General features: G+C 67.2%; 15 protein-coding genes and 6 pseudogenes. 11 read left to right on the top strand and 10 right to left on the bottom strand.

The window, feature by feature from the left end; genetic code table 11:
- Nucleotides 1-42 precede the first annotated feature (42 nt).
- The 5 genes and pseudogenes from ACFXB5_RS46865 to ACFXB5_RS46845 all read left to right on the top strand — a co-directional run.
- Nucleotides 43-1,239 (top strand): sensor histidine kinase, encoded by a 1,197-nt coding sequence (locus ACFXB5_RS46865; protein ID WP_385220341.1) that lies wholly within the window; start codon nt 43-45, stop codon nt 1,237-1,239.
- Nucleotides 1,240-1,383: 144 nt separating this feature from the next.
- Nucleotides 1,384-2,010: a response regulator gene (locus tag ACFXB5_RS46860; RefSeq protein ID WP_385220348.1), complete on the top strand. Its 627-nt coding sequence runs from the start codon at nt 1,384-1,386 to the stop codon at nt 2,008-2,010.
- A gap of 173 nt (nt 2,011-2,183) precedes the next feature.
- On the top strand, nt 2,184-2,390 hold the full coding sequence (locus ACFXB5_RS46855; protein ID WP_385220338.1) for a hypothetical protein: 207 nt from the start codon (nt 2,184-2,186) through the stop codon (nt 2,388-2,390).
- A gap of 74 nt (nt 2,391-2,464) precedes the next feature.
- The gene (locus ACFXB5_RS46850) at nt 2,465-2,731 is read left to right on the top strand and encodes a hypothetical protein (RefSeq protein WP_385220354.1); all 267 of its coding nucleotides are present in this window, start codon (nt 2,465-2,467) and stop codon (nt 2,729-2,731) included.
- A pseudogene (locus tag ACFXB5_RS46845) lies at nt 2,676-3,236 on the top strand (integrase core domain-containing protein); the annotation flags it as partial. The gene ACFXB5_RS46850 and the pseudogene ACFXB5_RS46845, both read left to right, overlap by 56 nt.
- Here ACFXB5_RS46845 and ACFXB5_RS46840 read toward each other — a convergent pair.
- A pseudogene (locus ACFXB5_RS46840) lies at nt 3,165-3,500 on the bottom strand (winged helix-turn-helix transcriptional regulator); the annotation flags it as partial. The pseudogenes ACFXB5_RS46845 and ACFXB5_RS46840 overlap by 72 nt on opposite strands.
- A gap of 403 nt (nt 3,501-3,903) precedes the next feature.
- Between ACFXB5_RS46840 and ACFXB5_RS46835 the strand changes: the two are divergent.
- The 3 genes and pseudogenes from ACFXB5_RS46835 to ACFXB5_RS46825 form a co-directional block, all read left to right on the top strand.
- Nucleotides 3,904-5,031, top strand: a complete 1,128-nt coding sequence (locus ACFXB5_RS46835) for an NADH:flavin oxidoreductase (protein WP_385220335.1) — start codon at nt 3,904-3,906, stop codon at nt 5,029-5,031.
- A 567-nt stretch (nt 5,032-5,598) separates the two neighbouring features.
- The gene (locus tag ACFXB5_RS46830; RefSeq protein ID WP_385220332.1) at nt 5,599-5,949 is read left to right on the top strand and encodes a winged helix-turn-helix transcriptional regulator; all 351 of its coding nucleotides are present in this window, start codon (nt 5,599-5,601) and stop codon (nt 5,947-5,949) included.
- A 137-nt stretch (nt 5,950-6,086) separates the two neighbouring features.
- Nucleotides 6,087-6,315, top strand: a pseudogene (locus ACFXB5_RS46825) (ISL3 family transposase); the annotation flags it as partial.
- A 72-nt stretch (nt 6,316-6,387) separates the two neighbouring features.
- On the opposite strand, the gene ACFXB5_RS46820 reads toward ACFXB5_RS46825, so the two are convergent.
- Complete coding sequence (locus ACFXB5_RS46820; RefSeq protein ID WP_385220344.1) at nt 6,388-7,215, bottom strand: alpha/beta fold hydrolase; 828 nt, start codon at nt 7,213-7,215, stop codon at nt 6,388-6,390.
- A gap of 78 nt (nt 7,216-7,293) precedes the next feature.
- Between ACFXB5_RS46820 and ACFXB5_RS46815 the strand changes: the two genes are divergently transcribed.
- The gene (locus tag ACFXB5_RS46815) at nt 7,294-7,893 is read left to right on the top strand and encodes a sigma-70 family RNA polymerase sigma factor (RefSeq protein WP_385220329.1); all 600 of its coding nucleotides are present in this window, start codon (nt 7,294-7,296) and stop codon (nt 7,891-7,893) included.
- Nucleotides 7,894-8,563: 670 nt separating this feature from the next.
- Here the strand turns inward: ACFXB5_RS46815 and ACFXB5_RS46810 are convergent.
- From ACFXB5_RS46810 to ACFXB5_RS46795, 4 genes and pseudogenes are all read right to left on the bottom strand, one after another.
- Nucleotides 8,564-8,827 (bottom strand): hypothetical protein, encoded by a 264-nt coding sequence (locus ACFXB5_RS46810; RefSeq protein ID WP_385220327.1) that lies wholly within the window; start codon nt 8,825-8,827, stop codon nt 8,564-8,566.
- The gene (locus ACFXB5_RS46805) at nt 8,817-9,110 is read right to left on the bottom strand and encodes a hypothetical protein (protein WP_385220324.1); all 294 of its coding nucleotides are present in this window, start codon (nt 9,108-9,110) and stop codon (nt 8,817-8,819) included. Before ACFXB5_RS46805 ends, ACFXB5_RS46810 begins: the two co-directional genes overlap by 11 nt.
- Before the next feature lie 14 nt (nt 9,111-9,124).
- Nucleotides 9,125-9,280, bottom strand: a pseudogene (locus ACFXB5_RS46800) (DUF6083 domain-containing protein); the annotation flags it as partial.
- A 99-nt stretch (nt 9,281-9,379) separates the two neighbouring features.
- The gene (locus ACFXB5_RS46795) at nt 9,380-9,862 is read right to left on the bottom strand and encodes an SRPBCC domain-containing protein (RefSeq protein WP_385220321.1); all 483 of its coding nucleotides are present in this window, start codon (nt 9,860-9,862) and stop codon (nt 9,380-9,382) included.
- A 101-nt stretch (nt 9,863-9,963) separates the two neighbouring features.
- On the opposite strand from ACFXB5_RS46795, the gene ACFXB5_RS46790 reads away from it, so the two are divergent.
- On the top strand, nt 9,964-10,677 hold the full coding sequence (locus ACFXB5_RS46790; RefSeq protein ID WP_385220318.1) for a TetR family transcriptional regulator: 714 nt from the start codon (nt 9,964-9,966) through the stop codon (nt 10,675-10,677).
- A 570-nt stretch (nt 10,678-11,247) separates the two neighbouring features.
- On the opposite strand, the gene ACFXB5_RS46785 is transcribed toward ACFXB5_RS46790, so the two are convergent.
- From ACFXB5_RS46785 to ACFXB5_RS46770, 4 genes and pseudogenes are all read right to left on the bottom strand, one after another.
- On the bottom strand, nt 11,248-11,370 hold the full coding sequence (locus ACFXB5_RS46785; RefSeq protein ID WP_385220351.1) for a hypothetical protein: 123 nt from the start codon (nt 11,368-11,370) through the stop codon (nt 11,248-11,250).
- Nucleotides 11,371-11,552: 182 nt separating this feature from the next.
- Nucleotides 11,553-11,711 (bottom strand): annotated as a pseudogene (locus ACFXB5_RS46780) (transposase); the annotation flags it as partial.
- Nucleotides 11,712-11,890: 179 nt separating this feature from the next.
- Nucleotides 11,891-12,934 carry an alpha/beta hydrolase gene (locus ACFXB5_RS46775; RefSeq protein ID WP_385220315.1) on the bottom strand — a complete coding sequence of 348 codons (1,044 nt, stop codon included), beginning with the start codon at nt 12,932-12,934 and terminating at the stop codon, nt 11,891-11,893.
- 119 nt (nt 12,935-13,053) lie between these two features.
- A pseudogene (locus ACFXB5_RS46770) lies at nt 13,054-13,558 on the bottom strand (phosphotransferase); the annotation flags it as partial.
- Between the two features lie 291 nt (nt 13,559-13,849).
- On the opposite strand from ACFXB5_RS46770, the gene ACFXB5_RS46765 reads away from it, so the two are divergent.
- Complete coding sequence (locus tag ACFXB5_RS46765; RefSeq protein WP_385220312.1) at nt 13,850-15,061, top strand: BTAD domain-containing putative transcriptional regulator; 1,212 nt, start codon at nt 13,850-13,852, stop codon at nt 15,059-15,061.
- Nucleotides 15,062-15,089: the final 28 nt, after the last annotated feature.

Raw genomic sequence — 15,089 nt, 5'->3', positions numbered from 1 at the left:
GCCGACAGCCGCGCGCCCACCCGCCCTCCTACGCTGAGCATCGTGGATCGACATCTTCCGCGTACTCCGCACGTCAGACGGCTGATCACGGTCAGCGGCCTGTTCGCGTTCGCTCTTACCTGGCTGGCGGACATCGCCGTGGTCAGGAGCGATTCCATGACGTTCGGAACCGCCTGGCCGCCCGTCGTGGCTACCGGCCCCCTGATCGCCCTGGCTGTCGCCGAGACCCCCTGGTCACCGTCGCTGGGCACGTGCGTCGCCGCCGCGGTGTCACCGTCCTTGGCGCTGACCGCTTGGAGCCTGATCGCGCAGAGCACCATGGCGTGGTGGGGAGCACTGGAGACATTGGGCCTGCTGTGCATGGCCCTGCGCACCTCAGCCCAACCCGGCCGGCCGACCGCCGCGGTGGCGGAAACCGTCCTGATCAGCGTGACCGTACTTCTGCTGCCCCTGCGGGCGGGGTCGTGGCAGGCGTTCACCGGCGGCGGCTATGTGCTGACCGTCGCTCTCGCCATCTTCATCACGCTCGGCTACACCATCCGAGCCCTGGAAGCGCGGAGAGAGCGCACAGCCCGCGAGACCCGCTACGGGGAGCGCCTCGCCCTGGCCCGCGATCTGCACGATCTCATCGCCCATCACATGACCGGCATCATCGTGCAGGCCAACGCCGCCTTGTCCATCCAGGCCGCCGCACCAGACAAGATCGAGCCCATCCTGCGCAACATCGCCCAGGCCGGTGCCGAGACCCTGGAATCCACCCGCCGTCTGGTCCGCGTCCTGCGCGAGGAAAGCAACACGCCATTGCGGCCCGGCGACTTGCTCACCGATCTCGGTGAACTCGTGTCCGCCCACTGCGCCGCCGCGTCGCCCGGCTCCGGGCCCACCGAAGCCGAAACGGCACGCCTCGAAGCCACAGCGGCAGCGCGGGTGGTCCGACTGCGCCCCGAAGTGGAGACCTCCGCCCACCGCGTGGTCCAGGAAGCCCTGACCAACGCACGCCGCCACGCACCGGACGCGCACACCGTCGTCCGCCTGGATGCCGACACCGAGCGGCTGCGCGTGACCGTCACCAACACTCCACCTCACCGCAGGGCGCTCACGCCGCCCGGGGGCCGGGGCGGCTTCGGCCTGCTCGGGCTCCAAGAGCGCATCGAGGCCCTCGACGGCACCCTGCGCGCCGGGCCGCTGCCCGACGGCGGCTGGGAAGTCTCCGCCGCCCTCCCGCTCGCACAGTCATGACCCCGGGCCGAGCCCTACCCGAGCCGGGCCCTGACGAAGCGGCCTGGGCCATCTCGACACGGCCCAGCCCCGTGATGATAGGAACGGTCAGTGCCCGAACCCCAGATAGACGTCGTCATCGCCGACGACCAGGAACTGGTGAGGATGGGATTCAGCCTGATCCTTGGTGTGCAGCCAGGGATCACGGTGGTCGGTGAGGCGGCAGACGGTGTGGAGTGCGTCGAACTCGCGCGTCGTCTGCGTCCCCGGGTCGTGCTGGCCGACATTCGTATGCCGCGGCTGGACGGGCTGGAGGTTGCGCGACAGCTGGCCGGTCCCGGCGTGGCCGATCCGATGAACGTCGTCGTGATCACCACATTCGACCAGGACGACTACGTGCGAACCGCACTGCGCAACGGCGCATGCGGTTTCCTGCTCAAGGACGCCTCTGCCGCCCTTCTGGTGGAAGCGGTCCAGGCGGCGGCGCGGGGAGACGCCCTCGTCTCCCCCGCGGTCACCGTGCGGCTCCTGCGGAAGCTGGAAGCGACGGAACGCGGGACGGCACAGGCGCCCGCGGCGTCCGATGACGCCGGCCTCAGCGAACGGGAGCAGGACATCGTCCGGCTGGTGGCCGTAGGCCGCACGAACCAGGAGATCGGCAATGAGTTGTTCCTGTCGCTGTCGACGGTGAAAACATACCTGGCACGCATCCAGGCCAAGCTCAACGCCCGCAACCGGGTCGAGATAGCGGCCTGGGCCTGGGAACATGGAGCAGTCCGCAGGAGCCGATGAGACAGCCAGCGGCCAGGGCGCGGTGGGCTTGAGGGGCAAGGGCCTGCTCCAGTACTCCAGTCGCAGATCGCTATTTCCGCTGGTCAGGAGCGTGTCTGTGAGTGTACTCGCCTGAGGTGTTGTCAGGCGCTGTGAGTTCGTGACTTCGGGTGCGGCGGGCCATTGTGCTTGTCATGCGAGACGATGTGCAGCTCGATGTCTGGGCGGCGGAACTGAAAGAACCGCTCGTGCGTATTGGCCACCGGTTCGGGCGGGTGGACTTACGGCGGCGGATGCGAGCCTATGTGCACGGTCTGCTGGGACCGGTGGGCCGGAAAACAGCTGGCAGTTGGCCGAGGATGCCGGTCACCGCACACCCGCCGGATTACGGCATCTGCTGAGCCGGGCCTGCTGAAACCCGGACGAGATACGCGATGACCTGCAACAATACGTCGCCGAGAAGCTCGGGACCCCGATGGGCGTGCTCATTGTCGGCTACGTCCTGGCCATGCCGAAGTCCCAGCACGTACACGCCCTGGGGTGCATTGACTTCGCCATCGCCCAGGCACCCGAAGAAGCCTGGGAACGCCACTCCTGCGGCAACACCACCGTCGCTGAGCTGGTGCGCGCCGCAGGAACTCGCTGGGCGATCGAGGAAGGCTTCCAGGCCGCGAAGAACGAGTGCGGGCGCGTCCACCGTCTGGGAAATCCTCAAGGAGGCAGGCATCGACCCTGCGCCTGAGCGGAACTCCAGTACCTGGGCCAATTTTCTGCGCTCCCAAGCTGATGTCCTGCTGGCCTGCGACTTCATGGAAACAGTCACCCTGTCAGGGATACGGATGTACGTGCGAAGACCTCGGCTTCCGGGCACGATTCATGATCCGGGACCGGGACGGGAAGTTCCCCGACCTCTTCAATGCCGCGCCCTCAAGGACGCAGGGATCGACGTCGTCCTCAGCGGCATCCAGATGCCAAGAATGAACTCGATCATGGAAAGGTGGATACAGACCTGCCGCCGCGAGCTCCTGGACCGGACGTTAATCCGGAACCAGCGACATCTCCCCCACACCCTGCGCGAGTTCGAGCAGTTCTACAACACACACCGCCCACACCAGAGCATCGCAAACGCCAGACCGCTCCGCCCCGTGCCCCCGCCGATCGACGGTCCCGACGCGTCAGCCCGCCTCGACATACGCCGACACGATCGCCTCGGTGGCATCCTCCACGAATACCAACGTGCAGCGTGACCTGCACGGAGAGGTTTCCGGCAAGGGTAATTCTACGATACACAACGGACCGACCAACCCCTGATCGGAATCCAATAGCCCGAGCCTCCGGCAGAACCAGGGCGTTTCAGTGCGCGCAACCAGGTAAATCTCGTACTCCACGTGCGGGGGCACCTCCCGAAAATCCTTACGCACGATGATGCTATCGGCTTCGAGCTCCTTGAGCGCACCGATAAGGACCTTCTCGGTCACGCCGTTGACGAGGCGTCGCAATCGCCCGAACCGGCGAGGCCCTTCCGAGGCGAGCTACCACACGACCAGGTACTTCCACCGGCCGCCAACCACCGATAGTGCTGCGTCGAGCCCACAGCAGTACTGGCGATCGGTTCTCATCGTGGCTCCCGTTTTACGAAAACACCCACGCTGGGGGCACTTACAAAAAAGTAGGTACTTGCCCGTGGGAAGGAACGGCATGTTCCCTCGGTTCTGGCGTAGGCAACCGGCCTAGCCGTCAAGCCCCGTCCCGGGTTCGGGCGCACGAGCCTCGGCGTCGGGGAGGCAGACCAAACCAACCGAATACACGAAAGACACATCGATCATGTCCGACACGTCCAGCACCACCGACGTCGCCGCCGCCTCCGAGAGCCGGCCCTCCGCGGAACGTCGTCCTACTTCGAGGAGCATTCACGTGCCTGCCAGCAGCGCTGCCACCGACCGCGCGGCTCAGACCCTGTCCCGCCCGTTCACCCTGCGCGGGCTCACCGTCCCGAACCGGATCGTCATGGCGCCGATGACGCGCGACTTCTCGCCGGGCGGCGTCCCCGGTGCCGATGTGGCGCGGTACTACGCGCGCCGGGCGGCTGGCGGGGTCGGGCTGATCGTCACCGAGGGAACGTACATCCGTCACGACTCGGCGGGGGACAGCGTCACGGCGCCGCTATTCCACGGCGAGGACGCCCTGGCGGGCTGGAAGAACGTGGTGGCGGAGGTGCACCGCGCGGGCGGCCGGATCTTGGCGCAGATCTGCCACGTCGGGGTGCAGCGCCCCGAGGGCGCGGGCCCGTTCCCCGACGCCCCGACGGCCAGCCCGTCGGGTATCGGGCTGGACGGCGCCCCGGCCGGTAAGGCCATGACCCAGGACGACCTGGACGCGGTGATCGCCGCCTTCGCCGAGGCCGCCGCCGCGGCCGAGCGCAGCGGCTTCGACGGCGTCGAAGTACACGGCGCCCATGGCCTTCTGATCGACCAGTTCCTGTGGGAGCGCACCAACCGCCGCACCGACGGCTACGGCGGTGGCCCGGTCGCCCGTACCCGGTTCGCCGCCGAGATCGTGGCCGCCTGCCGGAAGGCCGTCTCCACCGACTTCCCGATCGTCTTCCGCACCTCGCAGTGGAAGGTGAACAACTACGACGCGCGGCTGGCCACCACCCCGCAGGAGCTGGAGGCGGTCCTCACCCCGCTCGTGGAGGCCGGGGTGGACGCCTTCCACTCCTCCACCCGCCGCTACTGGGTGCCGGAGTTCGAGGATTCGGACCTGAATCTCGCGGGCTGGACCAAGAAGCTCACCGGCAAGCCCACCATCAGCGTCGGCTCCGTCGGCCTGGACAAGGCGTTCAAGCCGGGGTTCGAGAGCGGGAGCCGGACCGGGGTGGCGGGCATCGAGAACCTGCTGGACCGGCTGGAACGGGACGAGTTCGACCTGATCGCGGTCGGCCGGGCCCTGATCGCCGACCCGGAGTGGGCTCGCAAGGTCCTCACCGGGGACACGGAGGCGCTGATCCCGTTCACCGTCGACCAGGTCGCCACCCTGCGCTGACGTCGGGTCCCGGGCATCCGCCCTCACCGATTCAGCTCAGGCACGATGGCCCGCTTCCCACCACCGCACTGAGACGATTGCCCCGACTGGCGCCCCGATTGGCGCCGCCTCGGATGAGGCAGGTCGGATGCGGCAGGGAGAGCGGGGCATGTCGAAGCGGCTGCACGTGCGCAATCTGAGCTACCAGACCACGAAGGAGGACCTGGAGATGAACGGACGGTGCGTCACCGTCACCGAGGCACGGGCCATTTCGCGCGGCGGGCGGTGAACGAGCGGTACGGCGGCGGCCGCGCGAGCGTGCGGTTGTCCAGTTCCTCGGCGTGGGGGATGGTTCGTGGCCAGCACCAAGTACGGAGTCGAATGCGGTGAGTGGATCGGTCACATCATCTCCTTCGGGTTTGGTCAAACCGCCCGTGCACCGAAGCGGATTTATGTACGGATGAGTCCTCGACTGCGGTCCGGTGGCTCACTCTGATTATCGGCCGACAACAAGTCCCCTCCCGCCAGCAAGTACCTACTTTGGGGTAAGTTGCCTCCAGGTGGTGGCGGACGGAAGGGTATGTCCAGATGACTGAGCGTGGGTTCTACTGCGGATTGGACGCCGCACTGTCCGTCGTCGGGGGCAGGTGGAAGTTTCTGGTGCTGTGGCAGCTCGCCGTGCACGGTCCCCAACGGTTCGGCCAGCTGCGCCGCCTTGTCGACGGCGTTACCGAGAAAGTGCTGATCGGTGCGCTCAAAGACCTTGAGGCAGACTGCATTGTCGTCCGCAAGGACTTCCAGGAGCTTCCCCCTCACGTCGAATACTCCCTGACACCGTTCGGCTCGAGTCTGGCTGAAGCGCTGCGCCCGCTGTGCGAATGGGGATACGCCCACATGGATCGGATCGGGGCATTGGCGAGCCAACCCGTCAGATCCTGATGGATAACGTTGTCTGGCTCTTTCCAGTTGAGGGTGTGGCGCGCACCGCTGGCGTGGTCGGCGCGTCGTTGAGCGGATAGGCGTCGAGGTCTTCCGAAGATGAAGGTTCCTACACGCCTCATCCAGAAGACCTCGACTTGCCTGACGCTACCTTCGCGCGCCCTGACCTGACCAAGTTCTGCCGGCTCGACGAGCTCGGCCTGCCCGTGACCGGCCAACGCCTCGAGCCCGACCGTGCCGTTCCTGGCCTGCCGAGTCCTCGACGCCGACGACGGCACCGCCCGAGTCGCCGAGGCGCTAGGGGTGGCGTGGAACACCGCCAACGACGCTGTGCTGGCCGAAGGCAAGCGGGTCTTGATCAACGACGTTTTCAAGTTGGCGGAGGCTCACTCCCCCACCAGTGGTGCGCTCCCCGGCCCGGTGCACAGGATGCGGTAGTTATCCCAGGAATGCTGCTGTGGTCGCCACGAACTGGTCGGCGTCGTCGAGCCAGGGGTAGTGGCCTGCTCCCGGCTGAACCACGAGCGTGGCATCAGGGAACAGCGCCGCGAACTCAGCCGCCGACTGAGGGGGGCTGTTCAAGTCGAACTCTCCGGCGAGCAGCAGCACGGGGACCTCGCAGGCGGCGAGCGCCGCACGAGTGGTCGCCGGGTTGAAGGCGCCCTCGGCCGCGAAGAGAGCGACAGCTTCCTTGTTTTTCGGCTGGCTTGACGCGTGGTGGTTCTGTGCCGTGGCGTCCCAGCGGCCCCGGAGGAAGGGAGCGAGGGCTTCCCAGTCGCTGCCCGTGCCCTCGGCGATCGCCTCCAGAGCGGCGAACGCCGCAGGGAACCATGGCTCGTTCTTCCGAAGCTGCGCGAGCTCGCGTCGCATCTCTCCACTGATCTCGATGCCAACAGTTCGGGGACTGGGACCGATCAGGGCAAGCTTGCTGACGTTCTTCGGGTACCGGGCCACGTATTGCGTCGCAAGGTTCGTGCCGGCGGAGTGGCCGAGCAGGTCCATCCGAGGGAGCGCGAAATGTTCACGCAGCGCCTCGACGTCGTTGACCAGGTGATCGCAGCGGTAGGAAGAGGTGTCTTCGGGAATCGCGGACCGTCCGGTGCCGCGAAGATCCAAAATGATCAGCTGACGGTGCGTGGACAGGCCGCCCAGGTCGCCGAGGTAGAGGGAGTCCGTGGGACCCCCGGGGAGGCAGACGACCGGGTCGCCGTCTCCGATCACGCGATAGGCGAGCCGGGTTCCGTCAGGTGCGGAGAAGGTAGGCATGACGCGGATCATGCCAGCCATAACCAGGTTATACAACCTGGTTATGGCGGCAGGGCCACTCGGGTATATAACCGAGCTATGGCAGGCGAAAAGGACACACACCAGAACCCCGAGACACTGACCGAGGAACAGGCTGAGCGGATGCTCGCCGGCATGAACGAGGTCATCCGCGCGGGCGAGGAGATGCGAAAGCTACGCGCCGAAATGATCAAGATGTTCGCCGACTTCGGCTGGACCCAGGACAGGATCGCCCAGCTCACCGACATGAGTCAGCCCGCCGTGTCCAAGCAGGTGACGAAGTACAAGATGGGCGACCCACTACCCCCGACGAAACTCTCTCTCGACCAGTACGACGTGCCCTGGCTCGAAGGACGCCTCTGGGGCCTCGCCGAGGAAATCTCCGAGAACTACGACACCGCCCGCTGCACGCGCTACGTCCACGCCATCGCCAGAGGGAAGAAGCGCTTCACACTCCAGAACGTCGACGAGCTGCGGCGCCTCGTCGAAGAGGACCTGATGCTGCACCAGGCAGAGATGCCCAGCAGCTACCGGAACGCATACGACGAGATCAGTCGCGGTCTCGACATCCCCGCGAAGGTCACCACCACCGCATCAGCCTCTGTGCGTCGTGCCCTCGCTTACCAGATCCAGCGCGACCAGCTCAGGGGCGGCTCCTGAGCGGTTGTCACTACAACCGGAGCTCCACAGATTGCACCGACCCCACACCGCCAACCCGCACGACCTGCCCAAGACAGCCACCCCACCGGCCCCGAATATGTACGTCACCCAACCCGCTTCCACCCACCACCGCACGCCGGAGTAACCGACGAACTTCCCCACCTATCTCCCGCCAGACCCAACCGCCGTCCGTAGTACGCCGTGAAGAGACTTCAGTTCGCCTGAACTCCGGGCCCTCGACAGACAGTGACGGTGCGCAGGATGGACCGCACCGTGGTGCGCCTCGGTGCGCAGGATGCGGTACATCGCCGGGTGCGGCGCGCACCGCATCGCCCGGTTCATCCCTGGCGGCGCAGGATGCGGTGCGCGGATCACCAAGAGGTCGGTCGGCCACTGGGGTACTGTCGCGTGCGGCGACGGCGCTCCGGCGAGAGGTACAGCGGACCGGGTCAGCCATGCGGGCCTCCGTGCTCGGGTGTCGGTCCTCTGTGTAGCCTCACCCCTCTCCGTCACCTCCAGGACGTGCGCGTCGGCCGCGTCCCGGCAGGCGCTCCGGCGACTTCGTCACCCGTCCCGCGAGACGGGGCCCGCCGCTGGACCGGCGTTCCAGGCGGTGCAGGCGCTGACGCTCACGGGTGTCGGGTCCGTGGGCGTCAGCGTGTGGCGCCGGTCAGCTCAGCTGCATGGCCTTGAGGTCGCGCAGCGTCAGCTCGTTCGTGCCGCGGTCGGCCGCGCTGCTCTCGGTCCAGGCGAGGATCGCGGGGCGCAGGGTGGGGCCGCAGTGCAGGAACTGCTCGGTGTCGGCCGGCCCGAGATCGAGGGTCCCCCTGCTCGGGTGCCAACGCTTCTCGATTCTCGACCCGCACCGAAGCCACGACGGAGTGAAGACGCAGATCGGCCACACGCTGGCCGGTCTGCATCTATCAGCGGTCACGGGCCGCTCCCCTGTCCTGGTCGGGCCGGGACGTGTGGTGCTGCTGCTGGTCGGTGGGACGGCCCGCGTCGGCCGTCTGCTCCGGCTGCTGCCGGTCGGCGATGGCTCGGCGGCGGGCATCGGCCTCGCGGGTGAAGGCGGCGAGCCGGCTGAGGTTCTCCGGCGTGCACAGCCACGTCGCGGGGTCCGTCGTCCGGCCCTCCAGTTGCTCCGGCATCGCGGCCTGCTGGTGAGTGTGGTGGGCGGCGCTCGCGGCGCCGGTACCGGCGCCTTCGATGACCACGAGGTCGCCGCCGGGAGTTCGTGGGGGTAGAGGGGGATGGGGTTGTGGCCGGAGGTGCGGTCGTACCACTCGATGCGGTTGCCGCAGTCGGAGCATTGGCCTTGCTGGGCGGTGCGCAGGAGACGGGCCGACCGCGGTTTATATCGAGCAGTCGACCGTCGGGCATGCAGTGGCGGGCACGCGCTGCGATTGCTACCGGCCCTGGTGTGGGCGCCGCGAACGGTGAGGTGCGGAAGTGCCCGCTCTTCAGTGGGTTCCTGTCACAGCCCCTAGTGCCGCTTGGGGCGCAAGGTGCTATCCGGGCGCAGGGTGCCGTCGTCGTCGAGGTCGTCCAGCACGGCGGGCAGGCCCTTGGTGAGCATCTTGGTGCGGACGGTGCCGAGGATTTTGGCCATGAAGAATCCTCCGGCGCCGGTGAAGCCGGTGTGGTGGTAGGTGAAACGTGTCCCGCCGCCGTGCGGTGCGAGTCGGTAGGCGACCTCCGTTACCTCGCCGCCCCCCTCGTCCTGCCAGGAGTAGCGCAGCAGCAAGGGCTCACGTGCCTCCAGCACCTCACACAGCACGACGCCGCTCCACCCCGGCTTCGGCTTCGCGATGAACTTGAACGTGGTGCCGACCGTGGCCGTGAAGCCCTCCGGGCGTGCGCCGGCGCCGGTGGCTGTCCACAGCGGGATCAGCTCTGGATCGGTCACCGCGCGCCAGACCTTCTGCGGCGGGTGAGGGTAGTCGCGGACGATGTGGATGGTGCTCATGGCAGGCTCCTCGGGCATGGGCATCAAGCGTGGCACATATTTACAGTCAATGAAAACTTATAGCAACAGAAACTTTACCGGGACTGGACTACGCTGCACCAATGAGCATGCGCACTGTGGACTGGACGGCCTTGCGCCGTCGCGACGCGGAACCCGCCGCTGAGGGACTACGGGAGCGCAAGAAGCGGCTATTGCGGCGGCAGCTGTCGGACACGGCCACGGAGATGTTCATGGAACGGGGCTTTGACGCCGTGCGTGTCTCCGAGATCGCCGAAGCCTGCGGGGTGTCGGAGAAGACCGTGTTCAACTACTTCCCTACCAAGGAGTCCCTCGTCCTGGACCTGGGCGAGGCCACGTTGGGCTCCCTTCGGACCACGCTGGCCGATCCAGATCTGTCGCCGGTCGAGGCCGTGCTGAAGATCTTGTCCGGCGAGCTGGCGAGCATCACATCCTGGCTGACCGAACAGGACGACCTGGCCCAGGCAAAGAACATGCTTCTGCGCTTCGGCATGCTGATCAGATCCACCCCCTCCCTGCGGGCCTATCACCGCGACATGGCTGATCAACAGGTCGCCGTAGCCGCCGAAGTCCTGGCTCAGCGCAATGAGATGAGCCCGGACGACCCCGAACCACAGATCGCCGCAACCGCCCTGCTTGCCCTGTGGCCCATCCAGTTCCAGGCGCTACGCAGACACCTGAACCGCGTCCAGACCCCCGAGCAGCTTCACAACGAGGTTAGCGCCGACGTCCAACGCGCAGCCCAACTCATCGACACGGGACTGACCTCGCTCGCCCCCACCCGGCACAGCAAGTGAAACGGTCAGCCGGCATCGGGTAACGCACGAAGCGCCATGTGCCCGCGGTGTGCCTTCGTAACAACAACAGCCTTATCGCTCGCGCTCTGCCACCAACCTCTGTGCCCAGAACAACTAGGGTCCGTCTCGCGGCGGGCTTCCAGAACCTGCTGCGGCTGCTGACCGAGCACGGCGACAGCCCGGACGATCCGATCCCGGTTGCGATCGAAACGTCCCGCGGACTCCTAGACGAGTAAGTACGAAGGCTTGGGTCAGGGGTCGTAGGCGATCAGTGATCGAGTGATGGGTCGGCCTTGGTGCGGTTGTGTCAGATCCAGCCGTCATGGCCAGGATCCGTTGTCCGATACGGGCGAGGACGCCGGCGGAGGTTCTCGCTCCGTGACGCTCGAGGTCGAGCTGGCCCTTGAGGGCGTCGTTCACCGACTCGACGAGCTGGCGGATGGGCTTGAGCCGGTATTCGCCAGGCCGCGGCTTGTGGGAGCGGTAGTTGGGCCGCAGCAGGGTCAGACCGTGTTCGGCCAGGAAAGCGTCGAGGTGTTTGGACACATAGCCCTTGTCGCCGATGATCGTCTACCCGGGGTGTGTGGCCAGCAGGTCTTGGTCGCCGGTGAGCATGTCGGCCAGCACCTCGCGTTCGTCGACTTTGGGGTTGGCCAGGGCCCAGGCGATCGGCAGGCAGCCGGGCGCGCACACAAGGTGGAGCCGCAGGCCCCAGAAGAACCGGGAATGCGAGGGGCAAGTAGCCGTACCCGGCCCAGCCGGCCAGGTCGGAACGCTTCACGGTGTGCCGCGAGCGGGCGCACTCCACCGGGGTGGAGTCCACGATCCACACGTCCTCGTGCCACAGGTCGCTGTCGCGGGCGAGTGTGCGGATGAACGTACCGGCGGTGCACCGTCGACTTCGACGCACCGAAACAGGGCGGCAGCGCCCGCCAGGCACAACCGCTGACCAGCACGTAGACGATGGCCGCGAACACCGCCTCGTCATCGATATTGGCCACCCCGCCGCCCTGCGGCCGCACTCGCGCCGACGGCAGCAACGACCTGCGAGATTAACTGAATTCACGTCAGTATTCTAGAGTTTTCGATGGCCCTTGCCGTGATGGGTGGATCAGTTCTCGGGCCGGGCAGGTGCGCTCCATCGTGCGGCGAGATGAGGGCACGGACGCACAACGGCAGAAGATCGAGCCGTCCGAACGGCACAGCCGTGGACTCACTTCGCCTCGATCGCCTCCACGAGGAGCGGGAACGCCTTGTCGAACTCGCGCGCCCAGTAGGGCCACGTGTGGGAGCCGGTATAGGCCTCGAAGGTCACGTCGAGTTCGAGGCTGGATGCCCGCTTGACGAACTCCCGGTTTTGCCGCAGTTGGGAGGCCTCGAATCGGACGGAGACGTCAGAAGGATCGGTTCCAGGTGGATCCAACGGCCCGATCCGTCCGTCGCCGCAGGACACGAACAACTTCGTGTCACGAAGGTTCTTGACGAGATCTGCCGGGTTGTGCGCTGCCCACACAGCGCGCTGCGCCGTTGGATCGCCGAAGAGGCCGAGCGGGTCATACCCGTTCGGCGCGATATGCGTCCGCAAAAGCCACGTGGCATACCGCTCGGAGGAGACTGGCTCGACGGTCGGGTGGAGCGTATCGAGCGTGCCGCTGAAGGACGCCGCCGCCCGGAAGAGACCGGGATGGCGAGCGGCGTACGACATCGCGCCGAAGCCCCCCATCGACAGGCCGGCAATCGCGCGCCGGTCGGCGGCACGGAGCCCCCGCACAAGGATCTGCGAGAGCTCCACCAGGTGGAACGTCTCCCAGCCCGGCTTGTTTCCCACGCCACGGGCCCACCAGTCCGTGTAAAAACCGAGCTCTCCGCCGTCCGGCATGACGACCAGCACGTCGCGCTCACGGGATAGACGCGCGATGTCACTGTGCCGCGTCCAGTCCAGATAGTCACCGTATCCGCCATGGAGAAGGTAGAGGACCGGCCATGAGGCATGGGGCCGCGACCCGAACCGACGCGGAAGGTTGATGCGCACCGACGCGGTGTGGCCAAGCGCGACCGAGTCGATCGCAATGTCCACCGTGCACGGATCAAGATAGTTCTGCGCGATCACGCTCGCGCCATTTTCGGCCTGGACTCCGACCAGGTTCGGTCCTCGCGCATCGCGGCCGCTCGCCAGAGCGACACCCTGCGACGTCGCCGCAGCGACTCCAGCCGTCGAAGCAACCCCGAAGAAGCGCCTCCGATTGAGCCTCGCCATCGCACGGCCTCCCCATATACGAACCGGATCGTCCCTGCTCGCACACCCCGACGCTCAACAGGTGAAGTGACTTCAATTCACAAAAAGGATACGAATGCCGGTTCACGCGCGTCAAGAGTCCCGGCCGGACGTAGCACGTGATCAGGCGGCGTTGCACCCAGGCCGAGGTAGCCTCGGGGCCGCTCGGCGGGTCGCACCACGTGGATCGCCCACGAGTTGACGGGCCAGCAGAGAGACACGCGTCTCCAACCCCTCATCATCGAGGACCGTCCGGCCCGCCAGATGTGTCATCAGGAGCGACGGATACTGGCAATGCGCGGCGGTCGGATCAACCCCGACCAGCCCAGAAGCCGAGACACCGGTCCCCGCCAGCAGGGTCAGGGCACCGGCCTCCCCGCTCAGCCAGTCCTCGGCGCGCTCCCTGCAGAACGGGTCGACGAAGGACCGCAGCACCAGGTCACGGGTACCTCCATCCCGCGCGCCGATGGTCAGCCTCCGCATTTCGACAGTGATGCCGCCGTGCAGCGCCTTGGTTCTGACGACCCGTTCGCCGGCCTCCGGGTGCCTGCCCACCCAAGCCAGGGTCAACGGCCGGACAGCCACCGCCTCATCATGATTGGTCACCGTGCCACCTCAACATCCGGACACTGGGGTATGCGAGCGCGAAGGATGCAGATCGCAGGAGGGACACACTATGCAAAGTTCGCGGCAGAACCGGAAAGCGAGCGCGGGCGCCCAGGACGGACGAGGCTCCGACACTCGCCAGGCGCTGGAGTTGCAGGTATTGGGCCCCCTGACCCGGCGCCTCGAGGGCCGGGAAACCCCGCTCGGGCCGCCGAGGCACCAGGCGCTGCTGGGCCTGCCGCTCATCCGGCTCGGACATGTGGTCGCCACCGACCAGCTGACGGAGGAGCTGTGGAGCGGGGCCCCGCCACGGCGGCCCGCCGCCACCCTCCAGACCTATGTCTCCCACATACGCCGCTCACTCGCCCCCGACTCCAGTGCGGAGGGCACGCGACGCTGCGCTTTCAGGCGCCCGGATACGTCCTCACGCTGGACCCCGAGTACGTCGACGCCCGTCGCTTCGAAGGCCTGGTCGCACAGGCCCGGCGGTGCGCGGACGCGGAACTCCTCCGGTCAGCCTACGATCTGCTCACGGCCGCGCTGGGGCTGTGGCGGGGCAACCCCTTCCTCGGCCTGACTTCCTACGAACCGCTCGCCGAGGAAAGCTCCCGACTGGAGCAACGGCGGCTGACAGCGGTCGAGTCGTACGTGGAGGTTTGCCTCGCCCTGGGGCAGCCGGACGCGGTGGTGGCCAGGCTCGGCCCGGAGGCCCGCCACCACCCGATGCGTGAGCGCCTCATCGGCCATCTGATGACCGCCCTGCACGAGCTGGGCAGGCAGGCCGAGGCGCTTCAGCTCTACGAGCGCACCCGCACGTGCCTGGCCGAGGAGCTCGGGGTGGACGCCGGCGACGAACTCCAGCGCGTGCACACATGTATCCTCCGCCATGAGCTGATCGTGCCACCGCACTCCCGCGGCACGGAGGTCGGCGCCCCCGTTGTTCCCCTCGTCCACCCCGTGAGCCACGTCGACGGCGGTGACAGCTCCCGGGACAGCGCAGAGGGCCGGTCCCCGGCGCCTCCGGACGAGGTGCCGACGGCGGCGCGGCCCAGGGAGGCGCGGTCGTTCGTCGGCCGGGAGCGTGAACTCGCCGCTCTGCTGAGGCTCTCCGACGACGCTCTGCACGGGGCGGGACATCTGACGGCGGTGGTCGGGGACACGGGTGTCGGCAAGACCCAGCTCATCGCGGAACTCGTGGCCCGATTAAGGGAAATGGGGCAGGAGGTCATCTGCGCCCAGTCCTATCCGGGAGAGGGTGTTCCCGCCCACTGGATGTGGTCCCAGATCCTCCGCCAGTTGGCGCTCTCCCGCCCGAGAGCTTCCGCGGAGCCACCGCGGGCTGTGCCGGGTCGCCCAAGTCGCCACTCCTCGAGCCGCCTTCCGGTCCCCAGCCCTCCCAGACGCGCTTCCTGCTCCAGGACGCGGTGTGCGAAACTCTCAGAGCCTGTGTCATATCCCCGGTCGGATCAGCGTGCGGCGTCAGGGGGCACCTCCCAGCGGTAGCTGGGGGAGCGTGCGATCGCAAGGCGCC

Source organism: Streptomyces sp. NPDC059455, assembly GCF_042750115.1.
In the GTDB taxonomy this organism is placed as follows: domain Bacteria; phylum Actinomycetota; class Actinomycetes; order Streptomycetales; family Streptomycetaceae; genus Streptomyces; species Streptomyces endocoffeicus.
This window is presented reverse-complemented; position numbering and strand designations above follow the sequence as displayed.